This is a genomic window from Paraburkholderia tuberum STM678, assembly GCF_902833905.1.
Classification (GTDB): domain Bacteria; phylum Pseudomonadota; class Gammaproteobacteria; order Burkholderiales; family Burkholderiaceae; genus Paraburkholderia; species Paraburkholderia tuberum.
In genome coordinates, this window is record NZ_CADFGP010000022.1 from 101,634 (window position 1) to 118,965 (window position 17,332).

Annotated in this window: 12 protein-coding genes; 5 read left to right on the forward strand and 7 right to left on the reverse strand. The window is 65.3% G+C overall.

Annotated features, from left to right (window positions below):
• Positions 1-42: 42 nt before the first annotated feature.
• Positions 43-2,415, reverse strand: a complete 2,373-nt coding sequence (locus tag HWY30_RS20475) for an LPS-assembly protein LptD (protein ID WP_090805589.1) — start codon at positions 2,413-2,415, stop codon at positions 43-45.
• A gap of 224 nt (positions 2,416-2,639) precedes the next feature.
• On the opposite strand from HWY30_RS20475, the gene HWY30_RS20480 reads away from it, so the two are divergent.
• A complete protein-coding gene (locus HWY30_RS20480; protein ID WP_090803028.1) occupies positions 2,640-3,707 on the forward strand; it encodes an aminoglycoside phosphotransferase family protein in 1,068 nt (355 codons plus the stop codon).
• Between the two features lie 9 nt (positions 3,708-3,716).
• Positions 3,717-4,424 carry an N-acetylmuramate alpha-1-phosphate uridylyltransferase MurU gene (gene murU / locus HWY30_RS20485; RefSeq protein WP_425199388.1) on the forward strand — a complete coding sequence of 236 codons (708 nt, stop codon included), beginning with the start codon at positions 3,717-3,719 and terminating at the stop codon, positions 4,422-4,424.
• Between the two features lie 3 nt (positions 4,425-4,427).
• On the opposite strand, the gene HWY30_RS20490 is transcribed toward murU, so the two are convergent.
• Entirely contained in the window at positions 4,428-6,326 is a 1,899-nt protein-coding gene (locus HWY30_RS20490; protein WP_090803025.1) for an ABCB family ABC transporter ATP-binding protein/permease, read from the reverse strand.
• 206 nt (positions 6,327-6,532) lie between these two features.
• Between HWY30_RS20490 and HWY30_RS20495 the strand changes: the two genes are divergently transcribed.
• A complete protein-coding gene (locus tag HWY30_RS20495; RefSeq protein ID WP_090803024.1) occupies positions 6,533-6,928 on the forward strand; it encodes an acyl-CoA thioesterase in 396 nt (131 codons plus the stop codon).
• A 123-nt stretch (positions 6,929-7,051) separates the two neighbouring features.
• Positions 7,052-7,663, forward strand: coding sequence for a glutathione S-transferase family protein (locus tag HWY30_RS20500; protein ID WP_090803022.1), 612 nt, complete (start codon positions 7,052-7,054; stop codon positions 7,661-7,663).
• 55 nt (positions 7,664-7,718) lie between these two features.
• Here HWY30_RS20500 and HWY30_RS20505 read toward each other — a convergent pair whose 3' ends face one another.
• Entirely contained in the window at positions 7,719-10,919 is a 3,201-nt protein-coding gene (locus tag HWY30_RS20505; protein WP_090803021.1) for a sensor domain-containing protein, read from the reverse strand.
• Positions 10,920-11,130: 211 nt separating this feature from the next.
• Complete coding sequence (locus HWY30_RS20510; RefSeq protein WP_090803019.1) at positions 11,131-11,607, reverse strand: nitrate reductase associated protein; 477 nt, start codon at positions 11,605-11,607, stop codon at positions 11,131-11,133.
• Between the two features lie 158 nt (positions 11,608-11,765).
• Here HWY30_RS20510 and fdhD point away from each other — a divergent pair, with 158 nt between their 5' ends.
• On the forward strand, positions 11,766-12,650 hold the full coding sequence (fdhD, locus tag HWY30_RS20515; RefSeq protein ID WP_090803018.1) for a formate dehydrogenase accessory sulfurtransferase FdhD: 885 nt from the start codon (positions 11,766-11,768) through the stop codon (positions 12,648-12,650).
• Positions 12,651-12,717: 67 nt separating this feature from the next.
• Here the strand turns inward: fdhD and HWY30_RS20520 are convergent, their stop codons facing one another.
• From HWY30_RS20520 to HWY30_RS20530, 3 genes are all read right to left on the reverse strand, one after another.
• Complete coding sequence (locus tag HWY30_RS20520; protein WP_090805587.1) at positions 12,718-13,488, reverse strand: enoyl-CoA hydratase; 771 nt, start codon at positions 13,486-13,488, stop codon at positions 12,718-12,720.
• A gap of 117 nt (positions 13,489-13,605) precedes the next feature.
• On the reverse strand, positions 13,606-14,805 hold the full coding sequence (locus tag HWY30_RS20525; protein WP_090803016.1) for an acetyl-CoA C-acyltransferase: 1,200 nt from the start codon (positions 14,803-14,805) through the stop codon (positions 13,606-13,608).
• Between the two features lie 74 nt (positions 14,806-14,879).
• Positions 14,880-17,315 (reverse strand): 3-hydroxyacyl-CoA dehydrogenase/enoyl-CoA hydratase family protein, encoded by a 2,436-nt coding sequence (locus HWY30_RS20530; RefSeq protein ID WP_090803014.1) that lies wholly within the window; start codon positions 17,313-17,315, stop codon positions 14,880-14,882.
• Between the last annotated feature and the right edge of the window lie 17 nt (positions 17,316-17,332).

The following is a 17,332-nucleotide window of genomic DNA, read 5'->3' on the forward strand; positions in this document are numbered from 1 at the left end:
CTTCGCCCGTCTTTTCGCAAGCCGTGAATGACCGGGCAAGCGTCATTCGTAGTTGGTGAACCGCGACTCCGGCGGTGGCGGTGGCGGCAACGGCATGTAGCCGGCCACACTGCTGCGGAACGCGGTCATCAGCCCGTTGTCGACGCTCGACAAGCCCTTGAACGTCAACTGCGCCAGAAACCGTGTGCTCGACTGATTCTGTCCCGACGAGTTCAGGCCGTTCGCGTAGCGCTGGATGCCGGCGCCGAGCGTCCAGCAGTCCGCGTCGTATTGCAGGCCGACCAGGCCGTCGACGACACGGTGGCCACCCAGATCGTAGTTGAACCGGCCGACACCGTACATCCGGTGCGTCAGCGGCCATTGGCCCGAAATCAGCACCTGATTGATCGGCTGGTTGTCGAGCGTGGTGTTGGCGCGCGTGTAGCGGTACGCGACGTTGACGACCTTGCCGCTCGCCGGACTGAACCCGAAGCCGACACTCGTCTTCGTGAGCTGGTTATTGTCCGCATTATATTGGAACGCCGTTTCCGAAGCGAAACCGGCGCCCAGCTTGATCGACGCTCCCGCGATCAGGTCCGAGTGCGTGGCCTGGGTACTGGTCTGGGTCGGCGTCAGCGTAACGCGCTGATCCCGGAAGTAATACTGCTGCGCGATCACGAAGCGCGCGCGCTCGTCGCCGGTGGACGGGTTGATGAAGCGCGTGGTGAGACCGGCGGTCAGGCGGTTCGCATCGGCGATCCGGTCGTTACCGACGAACGTATTCGGCGTGAAGATTTCCGCGAGACCGAAGTCGGATTCGGCGGTATCGAACAGCGGCGCGTTGTTCTGATTGCGGTACGGCGTGTACACGTAGTACAGGCGCGGCTCCAGCGTCTGGATATAGTCCGCGCCGAAAATGCGCACCGAGCGCTCGAACGTCAGTCCCGTGTCGAACGTGAAGGTCGGAATCGACTCGGTGAAATTCTTCTGCGCCCCCGGCACGTTCGCCAGATCGGTGCCGATGTTGTTCAGGTTGTACGACGCAAAGTGCCACTGCACCTTCGGCGTGACGAAGTAGCCCGGTCCCACCACCGAATACGACAGGTACGGGTTGAACAGCACCCGCTGGCCTTCGCTCAGATCCGCGGTGGTGATGCGGAAGTTCGTGTAGTCGGCTTCGGCGCCGAAATCGAAGCCGCCGATGTTGTACTTCGCGTACTTGACGTTCAACTGCGGCTGGCGGCCGTACGGCGCGACCGACGGCTCCAGCGTCTGCCAGTGCTGCTCACGCGCGAGCACGGACCACGGTCCGTTGTTGTAGGTCAACCCGGCTTCCTGCTGATACAGGAGCTGGGTGCCGTTCATGAACTGGTTGACCGACGACGACAGGTCTTCCGGATAGGTGTTGTCCGAAACCTTGTTGTAATAGATGTAGCCGCCGAAGCCGTTACCGAAATTCTGGTTGTGCTGGATGTACAGCGCGTAGCGGTTGGTCTTCGTCAGGCGATCGTCGGGCAGAAATTCACCGGTGATCGACCCGGAATACGTCGGCGACAGATAGCGGAACGTGCTCTGCAACTGCACACCGCGCTTCGAGATCAGACGCGGCGTGACCGTCAGATCGCGATTCGGCGCGATGTTGAAGTAATACGGCACCGACAGCTCGAAACCGTTCGTCGAGCTCAGCGAGAACGTGGGCGGCAACAGGCCGCTGCGCCGATCGCCCGACAGCGGGAACGACAGCCATGGCGACGCGAACACCGGCACGCCCTGGAAGAACAGCACGCTGTTGTAGGCGACGCCTTCGTCGGCGCCGGTGTCGAAATCGAACTCGCTGCCCTTGATGTACCAAGCCGGATTGTCCGTGCACGCGCAGGCCGTGTAGGTGCCCTTCGTGAACACGGAGCGCTCGGCGTCGAGCAGGTCGACGCGCTGCGCGCTGCCCGAGCCGCCCGTCAGCGTGAAGTGGTACTTCGGCGCGGTCATGAAGCCTTCGGTCGAATCGACGCGCAGATGCGCTTCGGGTCCGATGAAGGTATTGCCGGTATTGATCACGTGGACATTGCCGTACGCATCGGCCATGTCCGTGTCCTGATCGTAGTGCAGGGCGTCGGCCTTGATCACGGACGTGTTGTGCCGCACTTCCGCCGAGCCCTTGGCGGCCAGATCCTGGTCGATCGTGCCGCTCGCGTGGTCACCGAGCACGAAGGTGGCCGGCCGCTGGCCCGTTTGCAACGGATGATCCTCGAGCTGCGGCGCAAGCTGCATGCCCCACGGCGGGTAGACCGCCTGCGGTTGCGCAGCTTCCCCCACCAGTTGGGCGTGCGCAAGCGCGGGCATCAGGCCCGGAACGGCGATCAGCGCCGCGACGAGCCGCCTTTTGCGCGGCACTACTGCACAGGAAGGAGTGGTATCGGAAAGCTGTCTGGGCGGCATGTATCGTTTGGCGAGTCGACCCGTGCGCAAGCTTCCGTCGTCACGATCCACCGCCTGCACACCGCGACCGTTAGAGTCGGCTGCACGTCTGGATTCCCAATTTGCCGAGTGATAAGGCGGGCGGTGAAACGGAGCACGCGAAAGCTGGCGTGTGAGTCGCGTCAAAAAAGTCGTGGGGTATTATATGGCAAGACGTTGTCCCCAAGAATTTGCCGCCGCTTTTCATGACGCTGCCTTCCACCCAAGATTTCACCGACACCCGTCTCTCCCTGCTCAAGGCCTGGCTGCAAAGCCACGCGGCGCGCCATGCGCTCGAGCCCGACACCCTCGTTCCGGCCTCGTCCGACGCCAGTTTCCGCCGTTATTTCCGGCTCGCCGGTAAGGCGGCGCAAGGCAACGGCGCGGCCACGCTGATCGCCGTCGACGCGCCGCCGCCCGAAAAATGCCGCGAATTCGCACAGATCGCGCAATTGCTCGCCGCCGCCGGCGTGCACGTGCCGCGCGTGCTCGAGGTCGACTTCGACGCGGGCTTCATGCTCGTCACCGATCTCGGCACCGCGTCGTATCTGGGCGCGCTGACCGACGCGCAGGCCGCGGGCGACACGCGCGCGGCTCGCGCGCTGATGCGCGACGCGCTCGACGCGCTGATCCGCTGGCAGCTCAGCTCGCGCGAAGACGTGCTGCCGCCCTTCGACGAAGCGTTCCTGCACCGCGAGATGGAACTGATGCCCGAGTGGTTCATCGGCCGGCACCTTGGCCGCGAGGTCGATGCCGCCACGCGCGCGCTGCTCGATCGCACGTTCGCGCTGCTGATCGCGAGCGCGCGCGCGCAGCCGCAAAGCTTCATGCTGCGCGATTTCATGCCGCGCAATCTGATGATCGCCGAGCCGAATCCAGGCGTGCTCGACTTCCAGGACGCGGTGTACGGGCCGATCACGTACGACGTCGTGTCGCTGCTGCGCGACGCGTTCCTCAGCTGGGACGAGGAGTTCGAGCTCGACTGCTTCGCGTACTACTGGGAGCGCGCCAAAAAAGCCGGCCTGCCGGTCGATGCCGATTTCGGCGAGTTCTACCGCCAGCTCGAATGGATGGGGCTGCAGCGGCACATCAAGGTGCTCGGCCTGTTCTGCCGCATCAACTACCGCGACGGCAAGGCGCATTACATGAACGACCTGCCGCGCTTCATCGGCTATGGGCGCAAGGTGGCGGAGCGTTACGCGCCGCTGCGCGGGTTCGCGAAACTGCTCGACGACCTCGACGGCCGCGCGCAGGAAATCGGCTACACCTTCTGACCGATAACGATGTCCGTAAAGAAAGCGATGATTTTCGCCGCGGGCCGCGGCGAGCGCATGCGTCCGTTGACCGACGCGTGCCCGAAGCCCTTGCTCGAAGTGGGCGGCAAGCCGCTGATCGTATGGCAGATCGAACGGCTCGCGCGGGCCGGCATCCGTAGCATCGTGATCAATCATGCGTGGCTCGGCGCGCAGCTCGAAGCCGCGCTCGGCGACGGTTCGCGCTGGCAGGTCGAGCTGCGCTATTCGCCCGAGCACGAGGCGCTGGAGACCGCGGGCGGCATCGCGCAGGCGCTGCCGCTACTGACCGACGAGGGCGCGGATCAGGTGTTCGTCGCGGTGGCCGGAGACGTGTACACCGAGTACGACTACGCCGCGCTGCACGCGCACGCCGGCCGGCTGAAGGCGCTGCCCGAGCCCGGCATGCATCTGGTGATGGTGCCGAACCCGGCGTTTCACCCGAACGGCGACTTTGGTCTCGTCGATGGCGTGCTGTCGCTCGACGCGCCGCCGCGCCTCACGTTCGGCAGTTTCGGTCTGTACGACACGCGCATGTTCCGCGATCTGCCGCGCGGCACGCGGCGCGCGCTAAGCCCGTATTACCGCGCGACCATCGCGCGTGGGCTCGCGAGCGGCGAGCTGTACGAAGGCTCGTGGGAGAACATCGGCACCCAGGCGCAGCTGGAAGCGCTCGATCGGCTGCTGCGCGCGCGCTGAGCTTTACTTCGCCGGGCTCTCACCTGCCCCGACTGCTTCCGCTCTTTCCACCGCATCCGTGGTGTGCGCGGCGCGCTGCTGCAGCGCCCACATCTGCGCGAACAAACCGTTCGCGCGCAACAGCTCCGCGTGCGTGCCGCGCTCGACGATGCGCCCTTTGTCCATCACGATGATCTGCTGCGCGTGCACGACCGTCGACAGCCGGTGCGCGATGATCAGCGTCGTGCGTTCGCGCGCGATCAGGTCGAGCTCATGCTGGATCGCGCGCTCGGAGCGTGAATCGAGCGCGGACGTCGCTTCGTCGAACAACAGGATCGGCGGATTCTTGAGTATGGTCCGCGCGATCGCGACGCGCTGCTTTTCGCCGCCGGACAGCTTGAGCCCGCGCTCGCCGACCGGCGTGTCGTAGCCCTTCGGCAGACTCTCGATGAACTCGTGGATATGCGCGGCGCGCGCCGCCGCGATCATTTCGTCGCGCGTCGCCGACGGCCGACCGTACGCGATGTTGTAGTAGATCGAGTCGTTGAACAGCACCGTGTCCTGCGGCACGATGCCGATCGACGCGCGCAGCGAATCCTGCGTGACGTCGCGAACATCCTGCCCGTCGATGCGAATCGCGCCGCCCGTCGCGCGGTCGAGATCGTAGAAGCGGAACAGCAGCCGCGCGAGCGTCGACTTGCCCGAGCCGCTGTGGCCGACCACCGCCGTCGTCGTGCCGGCCGCGATCGTGAAGCTCACGCCGTGCAGAATCTGCCGCGAAGGCTCGTACGCGAAGCTCACGTCGTCGAAGCGCACCTGCGCGCCGCTCACTTGCAAAGCCACCGCATTGGGCGCGTCGGGTACTTCCCGCGGTGCGCCGAGCAGCGAGAACATGCGGTCCATGTCGGTCAGGCTCTGCTTCAGCTCGCGATAGACCACGCCGAGAAAATTCAACGGAATATACAGCTGCAGCATGAACGTGTTGATCAGCACCAGGTCGCCGAGCGTCAGACGCCCGGCCATCACGCCCTGGGTCGCGCGCCACAGGATGAACACGAGCCCCGTGCCGATGATCGCCTGCTGCCCGAAGTTCAGCGCCGACAGCGAACGCTGCGACTTGATCGCCGCCGCGCGATAGCGCTTCAGGTTCTCGTCGTAGCGGCTCGCTTCCCACTCCTCGTTGCCGAAGTACTTGACGGTCTCGTAGTTGAGCAGCGAGTCGATCGCGCGCGAATTCGCCTTCGAATCGAGCTCGTTCATGGTGCGGCGAAAGTGCGTGCGCCACTCGGTGACCTTCACCGTGAACGCGATGTACACCGCGAGCGCGACGAACGTGACGATCGCGTAATAGGCCTCGTATTTGACGACGAAAAAGCCGAGCACGAGACCGACTTCGACGAGGGTCGGCAGGATGCTGTACAGCGAATAGGAAATCAGTTGCGTGATGCCGCGCGTGCCGCGTTCGATATCGCGCGACATGCCGCCCGTCTGCCGCTCCAGATGAAAGCGCAGCGACAGTCCGTGCAGATGGCGGAATACTTTCAGCGCGAGTTGGCGCACCGCGCTTTCCGTGACTTTCGAAAACAGGATTTCGCGCAGCTCGGTGAAAAACGAAGTGGACAGCCGCGCCACCGCATACGCGACCACCAGCAAGCCGACGCCGCCGAGCAGCACGATGCCGGGCGCGTCCTGCGCGCGGCCGAGCGCGGTCAGATGCCGGACCGACGCGAGACTGTCGACGATGCGCTTCATCACGATCGGCACGCCGAGGTTCGCGACCTTCGCGCCGATCAGGCAGCTGAGCGCGAAGCCGACTCGCCATTTGTAGGTGGCAAGGTATGGCAGCAGCGACAGGATCGTTTGCCAGTCGTTGCGGGGTGCGGTGGAAATCGGCGAGGGTTCGGACGAAGGAGCGCGGCGCATAAATCGTGGGGAGAGTGTGGAGCTGCCGGAGTTCGCAGCGGCGCGCGGCTCGCGCGCTTCGCTGGGTGCTTTCCCGTACAATTCCTGATCTTTCTATTGTCGCAGAAGCCGACTGGCGGCGCTTTGCATGGCCTACTGTCGAACTGGCCCAGCCATTGCGTCAATGCGCGTCAATACACTCGAACACGTTTCCCAAGGATGTCCCGATGACCGATCTTCTTCAACTTCCGTCCAAGCCGTGCGCGCTGCGCGTCATGCCGCAGCCATCGGACGCGAACATTCATGGCGACGTGTTCGGCGGCTGGATCATGGCGCAGGTCGACATCGCCGGCTCGATTCCGGCAAGCCGTCGTGCGAATGGGCGGGTCGCGACGATCGCGGTTAATTCTTTCCTGTTCAAGCAACCGGTGTTCGTCGGCGATCTGCTGAGCTTTTACGCGGATATCGTGAAGACCGGCAATACGTCGGTGACAGTGTCGGTCGAGGTCTACGCGCAACGGTTGAGGCTCTCGCAGGAAGTCGTCAAGGTCACGGAAGCGATCCTCACCTACGTCGCCACCGACAGCGACCGCCGTCCGCGCGCGCTGCCCGCGCTGGACTGAGCCGGCGAGGATGCTTAAGCTAGCGATTCCACGCGTCACGCGCCGCGCCACCCGCTAGCCGTTCCAGCCGATCAGCGCACGAGGCCCGGGACGCCCCATAGTCGCTCTTCTCATGGAAACGAGATGAAACTGATCGGTATGCTCGACTCGCCCTACGTGCGGCGCGTCGCCATCTGCATGAAGCTGCTCGCGCTCGACTTCGAACACGAGTCGATTTCGGTTTTCCGCACCTACGACCAGTTCGCGAAGATCAACCCGGTCGTCAAGGCGCCGACGCTCGTCGCCGACAACGGCGCGATCCTGATGGACTCGACGGTGATCCTGCAGTATCTGGCAACGCTCGCCGGCCCCACCCCGCTGTTCCCGACGCAAGCCGACGCGGCGTTGCGCGCCGCGCGTCTGACGGGGCTCGCGCTCGCCGCGTGCGAAAAGAGCGTGCAGATCGTCTACGAGCGCAATCTGCGGCCTCAGGAGAAGCAGCATGAACCGTGGGTCGAGCGCGTGCGCGCGCAACTGCTCGCCGCCTATGCCGAACTCGAACGCGAGTTGGGCGAAGGGCCGCTGCCCGACACGCAGCAGCAGTTCAGCGCGGCGGACGTGGCCGTCGCCGTAGCCTGGCAGTTCACGCACATGATGCTGCCGGAGGCGGTCAGCAAGGCCGATCATCCGCGGCTCGAGAAGTTTTCCGCGTTCGCGGAAAGCCTGCCGGTGTTCAAGGACACGCCGGCTCAGTGACCGGCGTTGGACGCGGCACGCGGCGACACCCGTCGCCGCGTGTCGCTCGCTCCCCTCATGCCGGCTCCAGCTCCGGCACCAACCCGCCGTGCAGCAGTTCGGAAATCGCTTCCGTCGATAGCGGCTTCGCGAAATAGAAGCCCTGCATTTCGTCGCACGCGCGTTCCTTCAGGAAGTCGAGTTGCGCCGACGTTTCCACGCCCTCGGCGATCACCTGCAACTTCAGCGAATGGGCGAGCGCGATGATCGCCGACGTGATCGTCTCATCGTCGCCCGATACGCCGATATCCGACACGAACGAGCGGTCGATCTTCAAGCGGTCCACCGGGAAGCGCTTCAGATAGCTGAGGCTCGAATAGCCGGTGCCGAAGTCGTCGATCGCGAGACCGATGCCGAGCGCGTGCAGTTCGTTGAGCATCGACACTGCTTCTTCCGCGTTGCGCATGATCGTGCTTTCGGTCAACTCGAGTTCGAGGTACTTCGGTTCGAGTCCGGTCTCGTCGAGCACCTGCATCACGAGCTTCGCGATGTCACGCTGCTGGAACACCCGCGCCGACAGATTCACCGACACGCGCGCCGGCGGCAAGCCCTGATCCTGCCACGCCTTGTTCTGCCGGCACGCCTCGCGCAGCACCCACTCCGACAGCGGCCCGATCAGCCCGCTTTCCTCGGCGAGCGGAATGAACGATGACGGCGGCACGAGCCCGACCTCGGGATCGTGCCAGCGCACCAGCGCCTCGATGCCGACGATCTGTCCGCTGCCGATATCGACTTGCGGCTGATAGTGCAGCAGGAACTCGTTGTCGCGCAGCGCGCGGCGCAGGCGTCGTTCGAGATTCAGGCGCGCGCCCGCGCTCGCGTTCATCTCCGGCTGATAGAACTGGAACGTGTTGCGCCCCATGTCCTTCGCCCGATACATCGCGACGTCGGCCTTCTTCATCAGCGTTTCGGCATCCTCGCCGTCCTGCGGGAACAGGCTCGCGCCCATGCTGCAGCCGACGTACAGCTCGGTGCCGTCGAGCCACACCGGCTCGGCGATCGACGCGCGCACGCGCTCCATCCACGTGATCAGCGATTGCTCGTCGACGGTGTCGGTCATCACGATCACGAACTCGTCGCCGCCGTGACGCGCAACCGTGTCGCTGGTGCGCGAGCAGCGCGCGAGCCGTTCGGCGACCACCCCGAGCAGCCGGTCGCCGACGCTATGGCCGAGGCTGTCGTTGACGTTCTTGAAGCCGTCGAGATCGAGGAACACGACCGCGACGCCCGAATGATGCCGCTGCGCGACGACGAGCGCATGTTCGAGCCGGTCGCGCAGCAGGTTGCGGTTCGGCAGCCGCGTAAGGCCGTCGTAGTTGGCCTGGTATTCGAGCTGCTCCTGATAGCGGATCAGCTCGGTCACGTCGTTGATGACGCCGATATGATGGGTGATCACGCCTTCCGCGTTCGGCACCGGCGCGATGAACAGCTGATTCCAGAACAGCGCGCCGTCCTTGCGATAGTTGCGCAACACCGCGCTGACCTCGCGATTCGCCGCGAGCGCCTCGCGGATCAACGCGACGCCTTCCTGGTCACGGTCGTCGCGTTGCAGCACGCGGCAGTCGTGGCCGATCACCTCGGCGGGATCGTAGCCGGTGATGCGCATGAACGCCGGATTCACGTATTCGATCAGATTGCCCGACGGCGACGGCGCGGTGATCAGGATCGCGTTGACGCTCGCGTCGAGCGCCCGGCTTTGCAGACGCAGCGCGAGATCGGCGCGCTTGCGCTCGGTGATGTCGGTGTACGAGCCGAGCACGCCGATCACCTGACCGCCGCCGTCGGTGAAGGGCAGCTTGCTCGTGACCGTCGTGCGGTGCAAGCCGTCGATCACGAAGTCGACCTCGAAGTTCATCTTGGGCACGCCGGTGCTCACGACTTCGCGATCGTGCTCGGTCAACAGGTCGGCGAACGCGCGCCACGCCAGGTCGGCGTCGCTCTTGCCGACCACCTGTTCGGGATACGCGAGCCCCGCATCGCGCGCGAATGCCATGTTGCAGCCGAGATAGCGTGAGTTCAGGTCCTTCCAGAAGATGCGCTGCGGAATGTTGTCGATCACCGCTTCGAGCATCTGATTCGAGCGCTGCGCTTCGGCTTCGGCGTTGATCTGGTCGGTCACGTCGTCCGCCAACACGAACAAGGCGTCGCGGCCCATGAAGTTCAGTGCGTGATAGGACACGTTGACGCTGAGGATCGAGCCGTCCTTGCGCCGATGCCGCCAGATGCCCGCCATCGTGTGGCTCTGGCGGAGGTCGGCGCTACGCTGCAGATGCGTCTCCAGGCGGCCGATTTCCGAGTTCGGGCGGATCGCGCGGATCGTCATGCCGAGAAACTCGTCTTCCGTGTAGCCGTATTGCTGGATCGCGGCCTTGTTGACGGCGAGAAAGCACAGCGTGTCGCGATCGAAGATGTACATCGGCACGGTGTGATCGTCGAACAGGCTGCGAAAACGCTCGTCGTTGCGCACCAGCGCGCGGGCGCTGCGGAGTTTTTCGCGCGCGCTGTTCTCGCGCACGCCGAACGTGAGGAACAGCAGCACGCTGCCGGTGAGCATCGTCACGAGCAGCACGAACATCGCGCGCTCGCTGTCGCTCGCCGATGCCGCGAGCGAGATCTGCAACGAGCGGTTTTCCTCGCTGCGCAACGTGGCGAGCGCGGCTTCGACACGCTCTAGCGCGGGGGCAAGATGCGAGTTCGACGGCGCAGGGTCGAGGGATGCCTCGAATGGCGCGTCGAGGGGGGCCGCCCCCGGTGCTTCGGTCGATGCCGCGTGCGCCACGCCCGACGCCGCCCCCGACGCCGCGCTTGCCGCTCCGGGCAGGTCACTCGCATGGTTGCGCAGCGTGTCCTCGAGATCGTGCTGCAACGCGTGCCGCGCCGCGCTCAGGCTGGCAAGCGCCCCCGACATGTACGGCTCGCTCGCGAGCTCCTCGCGCAGTGATTGCTCGCGGCTCGCGAGTGTGTTCGTCATCGAAGCGGCCGCGTCGGGCGGCACCGGCTTGCCCGATTCTTTCAGGCGGTGCAGAGCGGCGAGCGCGTTATCGAGCGCGGCGTGATACGCATCGAGGTTCTGGCGCACGCTGGTCGAGCGCGCGAGGCGCGCATCGGCGTCGCGCTGCCCGCGAATCTGCGTGTACGCGACGAACGCGTTTGCACCGACCGCGACGACCACGACCGCAATATTGATCAGCAGTCGCTTCGATAGAAAAGGATTCATGGGTTCCGAACGTCAATCGTTCCGAGGGCGGGAGAGCGCGCTCGCTGCCGGTGCGTCGGGCCGCATCGATGCAAGTCTTTTACGCGCCATCCTTTGGATATCGGCAGCGATCGGAAGCGGGTTGAGGGTCGGCGTGAAAAAAATCTGATGATTTGGGGGAAGGCTGCGAGTTGGTGGGGGCGCCTGGCTGGGGGCGGCTAACCGGCCGCACCTAGCCGGCCGCTTCAAATTCCTTCATCGCCGGGACGAAATCGTGGCTCGCCTCGGGCTTGCGCGACAGCTTCGCGAGCACATAGCGCTTGAAAGGATCGAGCTCGGCCCAGCGCGCGACGCTCGGCGCGGCGAGACCGGCCAGCCCCGCCTGATGCGCGACACCGTCGGGCACGCTGTCGGTTTGACGCCAGGCCGGCGACTCCTCCGGCGTAAACCACTCCGGTTCGACGTTCGAGTGCGTGCGCAGCATCTCGAACAGCGCGTGATCGAAATTCGGTTCGATCTGCGTGTCTTCTTCGACCGGGAAACGCGCGAGCAGCTTGCGATCTTCGAGCGGCAGTTGCTGCCACTGCGCGAGCGTGATGCGCAGCCCGAAACGGTCGAGATTGAAGCGCACCGACATCGGGATATAAGTGAAATTCTCCGAAGACGCGACCTCGAAGTCGAACAGAAGCGGTGCTTCGTTGAGTCCCATGTCAGTGCTCCTTGTCGGTGGCGGACAGCGTGCGGGCGTCGCTTGAGGTATTTTAGAACCTTATTCGCGCGACGGCGCCCTGCGCGGCGGCCGCCGCGAAGCACACGGCGAGCCCGGCGCACCCTTTGACGCGCGGCATGGTACAGGAGTGAAGCAGCTTGAACGGACAGCAAAACGGGCGCCAAACCGGGCGGGCGGACGGCCAGCCCCACGCCCTCGACAGCGACGAACAACCCGGCGTAGTGCAACTCGAAGTGCGCCGCCATCGCGGCGCGGCGGTTGAAACCGCCACCGATCACGTCGGCCAGGAGTGGCCGGTCGCGCTCGTGTTCAACGGCATCTCGCACGCGGTGATGATGTGCACGCCGCGCGATCTCGAAGCGTTCGCGGTCGGCTTCGCGATTTCGGAGGGGATCGTCGAGCGCGGCAGCGACATTCAGGACATCGAGGTCGAATTGCACGGGCACGGCGAGCTGCCGCATGCCGAGGTGCAATTGCAGGTCGTGCAGCAGGCGTTCGCCGGTTTGAAGGAAAAGCGCCGCGCGCTCGCCGGGCGCACCGGCTGCGGCGTGTGCGGCATCGAAAGCATCGATCTGCTGGATCTGAAACCGCAGCGTGTACCCGACACTGGCTTCTTGCAGCGGCTCGCGCCCGATGCGATCGCACGCGCCGCGCGCGCGCTGCCCGAGCACCAGGCGCTCACTCGTTTGACGGGCGGCCTCCACGCGGCCGCGTGGTGTGATGCGCAAGGCGCGATCCACTCTGCGTTCGAGGACGTCGGCCGCCACAACGCGCTCGACAAGCTGATCGGCCAGCTCGTGCTCGACCGCGCCGATACGCGCGACGGTTTCGTGTTTCTGTCGAGCCGCGCGAGCTACGAGCTGGTGCGCAAGGCCGCGCGCGTCGACGTGCCGATGGTCGCGACGATCTCGGCGCCGTCGTCGCTCGCAATTGCGATCGCGCGTGAGGCGGGCGTGCGGCTCGTGAGCTTCTGCCGCGAAGGCAGCTACGTCGATTACGACACCTGGCAGCAGCAAGCTTGAGCGATTGAAGCGGCGCAGCGACGATTCACGGCTAACCCACCCGAAGCCCGCCTGCGTCGCACACCCCTCAGTCGAACGGCCGGAAATCCGGCTTGCGCTTCTCGAAGAACGCCTTGAACGCCTCGCGCGCTTCGGGCGCAAGCAGCATCTTGCCGAAATGCACGGCTTCCTCGGTCATCTGCGTCTGCAGTTCCTGCTGGCTCGCGCGCTTCATCAGGCTCTTCGTCACGCGCAACGACGACGCCGGCAGCGCCGCCAGCTTCGCGGCCTGCGACGCCGCGAACGCGTCGACTTCGCCCGCCGGCAGCACGCGATTCACGAAGCCCATGCGGTGCGCTTCGGCCGCGTCGAACGCCTCGCCGAGCAGCAGTTTTTCCGCCGCCGCCTGGTAGCCGGCCACGCGCTGCAGCAACAGGCTCGACGCTGCTTCCGGGCACAGCCCGAGCTGCGTGAACGGCAGCGAAAAGCTCGCGGTGTCGGCCGCGTAGACCAGATCGCAATGCAGCAGCAGCGTCGTGCCGACGCCGACCGCCGGCCCCGCGACCGCCGCCACCACCGGTTTTTCCGCCGAACATAGCGCGCGCAGGAACTGAAACACCGGCGGGGTTTCGCCAACCGGCGGCGACTTCATGAAGTCCTCGAGATCGTTGCCCGCGCTGAATATGCCCGCGCTGCCGCGAATCAGGATCGCGCGCACCGACGCGTCGCCCTGCGCGTCTACGAGCGCGTCGGCCATCGTCTGATACATCGCGGCCGTGAACGCATTTTTCCTGCCGGGCCGGTTGAAGCTGATGGTCAGCACCGCGTCGGCGCGCTCGACCAGAATATCCGTCGTCATCCCGTTCATCTCCTTGTGCTCCTGCTGAATGTAAAAACGGTTCGCAAGCCGCGCGGCCTGCGAACCGTTGCGCGATCCCTGGTGGATCACAGAAGGATCCCCCGTTCGATCAGCGGCTCACAGACGCTCGATGATGCCCGCCGCGCCCATGCCGGTACCGACGCACATCGTCACCATGCCGTACTTGTAGTTGCGGCGGCGCAGGCCGTGCACCACGGTCGCCGCACGAATCGCGCCGGTCGCGCCGAGCGGATGGCCCAGTGCGATCGCGCCGCCGAGCGGGTTGATCTTCGACGTATCGAGGCCGAGGTCCTGGATCACCGCGAGCGACTGCGCGGCGAACGCCTCGTTCAGCTCGATCCAGTCGAGGTCGTCCTGCTTCAGGCCCGCGGCTTTCAGCGCGGCCGGAATCGCTTCCTTCGGGCCGATGCCCATGATTTCCGGCGGCACGCCGCGCACCGCGAAGCTGACGAAGCGCGCGAGCGGCGTCAGGTTGAACTGCTTGAGGATTTTTTCCGACACGACGATCAACGCACCCGCGCCGTCCGACGTCTGCGAGCTGTTGCCGGCCGTGACCGAGCCTTTGTTCGCGAACACCGCGCGCAGCTTCGCGAGGCCCTCCATCGACGTGTCCGCGCGCGGACCTTCGTCGAGCGACACCTCGCGCGTTTTCACGTTGATCTCGCCGGTCGCGAGATCGGGCACGCGATCGACGATCGTGTACGCGGCGATTTCGTCGTTGAATTCGCCGGCTTGCTGCGCGGCGAACGCGCGGCTGTGCGATTCGACCGAGAACGCATCCTGCGCTTCGCGGCTGATCTTCCAGCGCTCGGCGACTTTCTCCGCGGTCAGGCCCATGCCGTACGCGATGCCGACGTCTTCGTTGCGATCGAAGATATGCGGCGACAGCGACGGCTTATTGCCCATCATCGGCACCATGCTCATCGATTCGCAGCCGCCCGCGATCATCGCATCCGCCTCGCCGACGCGGATGCGGTCCGCGGCCATCGCGAGCGCGGTCAGACCCGACGCGCAGAAGCGGTTCACCGTGACGCCGCCGACCGTGTTCGGCAGACCTGCCAGCAGCGCGCCGATCCGTGCGACGTTCAGGCCCTGCTCCGCTTCCGGAATCGCGCAACCGACGATCGCGTCTTCAATCACGCCGGTGTCGAGGCCGGGCACCTGGGCGACGGCCGACCTGATCGCGTGAACCAGCAGCTCATCCGGACGTGTGTTCCTGAACATGCCGCGCGGCGCCTTGCCGATCGGCGTACGGCTCGCGGCGACGATGTATGCGTCTTGCAATTGCTTTGCCATTTGGGAATCTCCTTTGTCGACCAGAGTTGGCCAAAGCTCTTACTCTGGTCCCATGCACATTGTGCGGTCGCCGCTTAGTTGCGCACCGGCTTGCCGGTCTGCAGCATGCCCATGATCCGTTCCTGCGTCTTCTGCGTGCCGAGCAACTCGACGAACGCGCGACGCTCGAGTTGCAGCAGCCATTCTTCGTCGACGAGGCTGCCGGCTTCGACGTCGCCGCCGCACACCGCTTCCGCGATGCGGCTCGCGATCAGGAAATCGTGCTCGCTGATGAAGCGGCCGTCGCGCATGTTGACGAGCGACGCCTTGATCGTCGAGATCGCCGAGCGGCCCGCGACCGGCACCTGGGTCGCGCGCAGCGGCGCGCGGTAGCCCGCCGCGGCGAGCGCGCGCGCTTCCTTCTTCGCGACGTCGAGCAGTTCGAACACATTGAAGACGATCGTGTCGGAAGGCTTCAGGTAGCCCATCGCGCGGGCGTCGAGCGCGGAGGCCGACACCTTCGCCATCGCCGCGTTCTCGAACGACTTCTGCAGGAACTTCAGCAGATCGTTCGTCGCGCCAACCTGGCTTGCCGCTTCGGCCGCGCGCAGCGCCGCTTCCTTCAGGCCGCCGCCCGCCGGCACGAGACCCACGCCGACTTCGACGAGACCCAGATAGCTCTCGATGTGCGCGACGCGCTTCGCGCTGTGCAGTGCGAGCTCGCAGCCGCCGCCGAGCGCGATGCCCGAGATCGCCGAGATCACCGGCACGTTCGCGTACTTGACGCGCAGCATGCCCTGCTGGAAATTCTTCACGAACGGCTCGATGCCCTTCGCGCCGCCCATCATGAACGCGGGCATCGCTTCTTCGAGGTTCGCGCCCGCCGAGAACGGACCGCCCGGCGTGCCGAGCTTCAGCGATGTGGGCTGCCACACGACGAGGCCCTTGTAGTCTTTCTCGGCCAGTTCGATCGCCTGCGTGAGCCCTTCGATCACCGCCGGTCCGATCGTGTTCATCTTGCTCTTGAACGACACGATCAGCACGTCGTCCTCGCCCGCGCGATCGTCGACCCATGCGCGCACCGCATCGGTCTCGAACAGCGTCTTGCCGTAGGTCTTCGGATCGGCGCCGGTTTCGCCGACGAGCGGCGCGCGGAACACCTGCTTGCGGTACACGTCGAGCGACGAGCGCGGCACGAAGGTCTGCGTGGCCGGTGACCACGAGCCTTCGGCCGTGTGCACGCCGCCCTTCTCGTCAACCGCGCCTTCGAGCACCCACGACGGCAGCGGCACGTTGGCGAGCGCCTTGCCCGCCGTGATGTCTTCCTGCACCCATTCGGCGACCTGCTTCCAGCCGGCCGTCTGCCAGCCTTCGAACGGACCGTCGTTCCAGCCGAAGCCCCAGCGGATCGCGAGATCGACGTCGCGCGCATTGTCGGCGATCGATTCCAGATGCACGGCGATGTAGTGATAGACATCACGGAAGATCGACCACAGGAACTGCGCCTGCGGGTGCTGCGTTTCGCGCAGCAGCTTCAGACGCTCGGCAGCCGGACGCTTCAGGATGCGGCCGACGAGTTCGTCTGCCTTCCCGCCGCCGTCGATATATGCACCCGTGTTCGGATCGAGTACCTTGATCGCCTTGCCTTCCTTCCTGTAGAAGCCGGCGCCGGTCTTCTGGCCGAGCGCGCCCTTCTTCACCAGTTCGGCGAGCACGGCCGGCGTTTCGTAGACCGGCAGAAACGGATCGTCCGGCAGCGTGTCCTGCATCGTCTTGATCACGTGCGCCATCGTGTCGAGACCGACCACGTCGGCGGTGCGGAACGTCGCCGACTTCGCGCGGCCGAGGCGCGCGCCGGTCAGGTCGTCCACTTCGTCGAAACGCAGGCCGAACTTCGCGGCTTCGGCAATAACCGCAAGGATCGAGAACACGCCGACGCGGTTCGCGATGAAGTTCGGCGTATCTTTCGCGCGCACGACGCCCTTGCCGACCACGCTGGTCAGGAAGGTTTCGAGCTGATCGAGAATTTCCGGACGCGTCGTCGCGGTCGGGATCAGTTCGACCAGATGCATGTAGCGCGGCGGATTGAAGAAGTGCACGCCGCAAAAGCGCGCCTTCAGTTCGTCCGCGAAACCTTCGGACAGTGCGGTGATCGACAGCCCCGACGTGTTGGTCGCGAAAATCGCGTTCGGGCCGATGTGCGGCGCGACCTTCTTGTACAGGTCGTGCTTCCAGTCCATGCGTTCGGCGATCGCTTCGATCACGACGTCGCACTCGGCGAGCTTGTCGATGTCGTCGTCGTAGTTCGCGGGCTGGATGTATTGCGCGTCGTCCTTCACGCCGAACGGCGCCGGCGACAGCTTCTTCAGATTTTCGATCGCCTTCAGCGCGATCCCGTTCTTCGGGCCTTCCCTGGCGGGCAGGTCGAACAGCAGCACGGGCACCTTGGCGTTGATCAGGTGCGCGGCGATCTGCGCGCCCATCACGCCGGCGCCGAGCACGGCTACCTTGCGAATGATCAGATTGCTCACGTCGTTTCTCCGGAGAG

What these genes read in the sequence shown, in the direction of transcription:
- HWY30_RS20490 (WP_090803025.1), bottom strand. Translation starts at nt 6,326, where the DNA reads ATGCGCCGCGCTCCTTCGTCCGAACCCTCGCCGATTTCCACCGCACCC.
- HWY30_RS20505 (WP_090803021.1), bottom strand. Translation starts at nt 10,919, where the DNA reads ATGAATCCTTTTCTATCGAAGCGACTGCTGATCAATATTGCGGTCGTG.
- HWY30_RS20525 (WP_090803016.1), bottom strand. Translation starts at nt 14,805, where the DNA reads ATGGCAAAGCAATTGCAAGACGCATACATCGTCGCCGCGAGCCGTACG.
- murU (WP_425199388.1), top strand. Translation starts at nt 3,717, where the DNA reads ATGTCCGTAAAGAAAGCGATGATTTTCGCCGCGGGCCGCGGCGAGCGC.
- HWY30_RS20500 (WP_090803022.1), top strand. Translation starts at nt 7,052, where the DNA reads ATGAAACTGATCGGTATGCTCGACTCGCCCTACGTGCGGCGCGTCGCC.
- HWY30_RS20475 (WP_090805589.1), bottom strand. Translation starts at nt 2,415, where the DNA reads ATGCCGCCCAGACAGCTTTCCGATACCACTCCTTCCTGTGCAGTAGTG.
- HWY30_RS20480 (WP_090803028.1), top strand. Translation starts at nt 2,640, where the DNA reads ATGACGCTGCCTTCCACCCAAGATTTCACCGACACCCGTCTCTCCCTG.
- HWY30_RS20495 (WP_090803024.1), top strand. Translation starts at nt 6,533, where the DNA reads ATGACCGATCTTCTTCAACTTCCGTCCAAGCCGTGCGCGCTGCGCGTC.
- HWY30_RS20510 (WP_090803019.1), bottom strand. Translation starts at nt 11,607, where the DNA reads ATGGGACTCAACGAAGCACCGCTTCTGTTCGACTTCGAGGTCGCGTCT.
- HWY30_RS20520 (WP_090805587.1), bottom strand. Translation starts at nt 13,488, where the DNA reads ATGACGACGGATATTCTGGTCGAGCGCGCCGACGCGGTGCTGACCATC.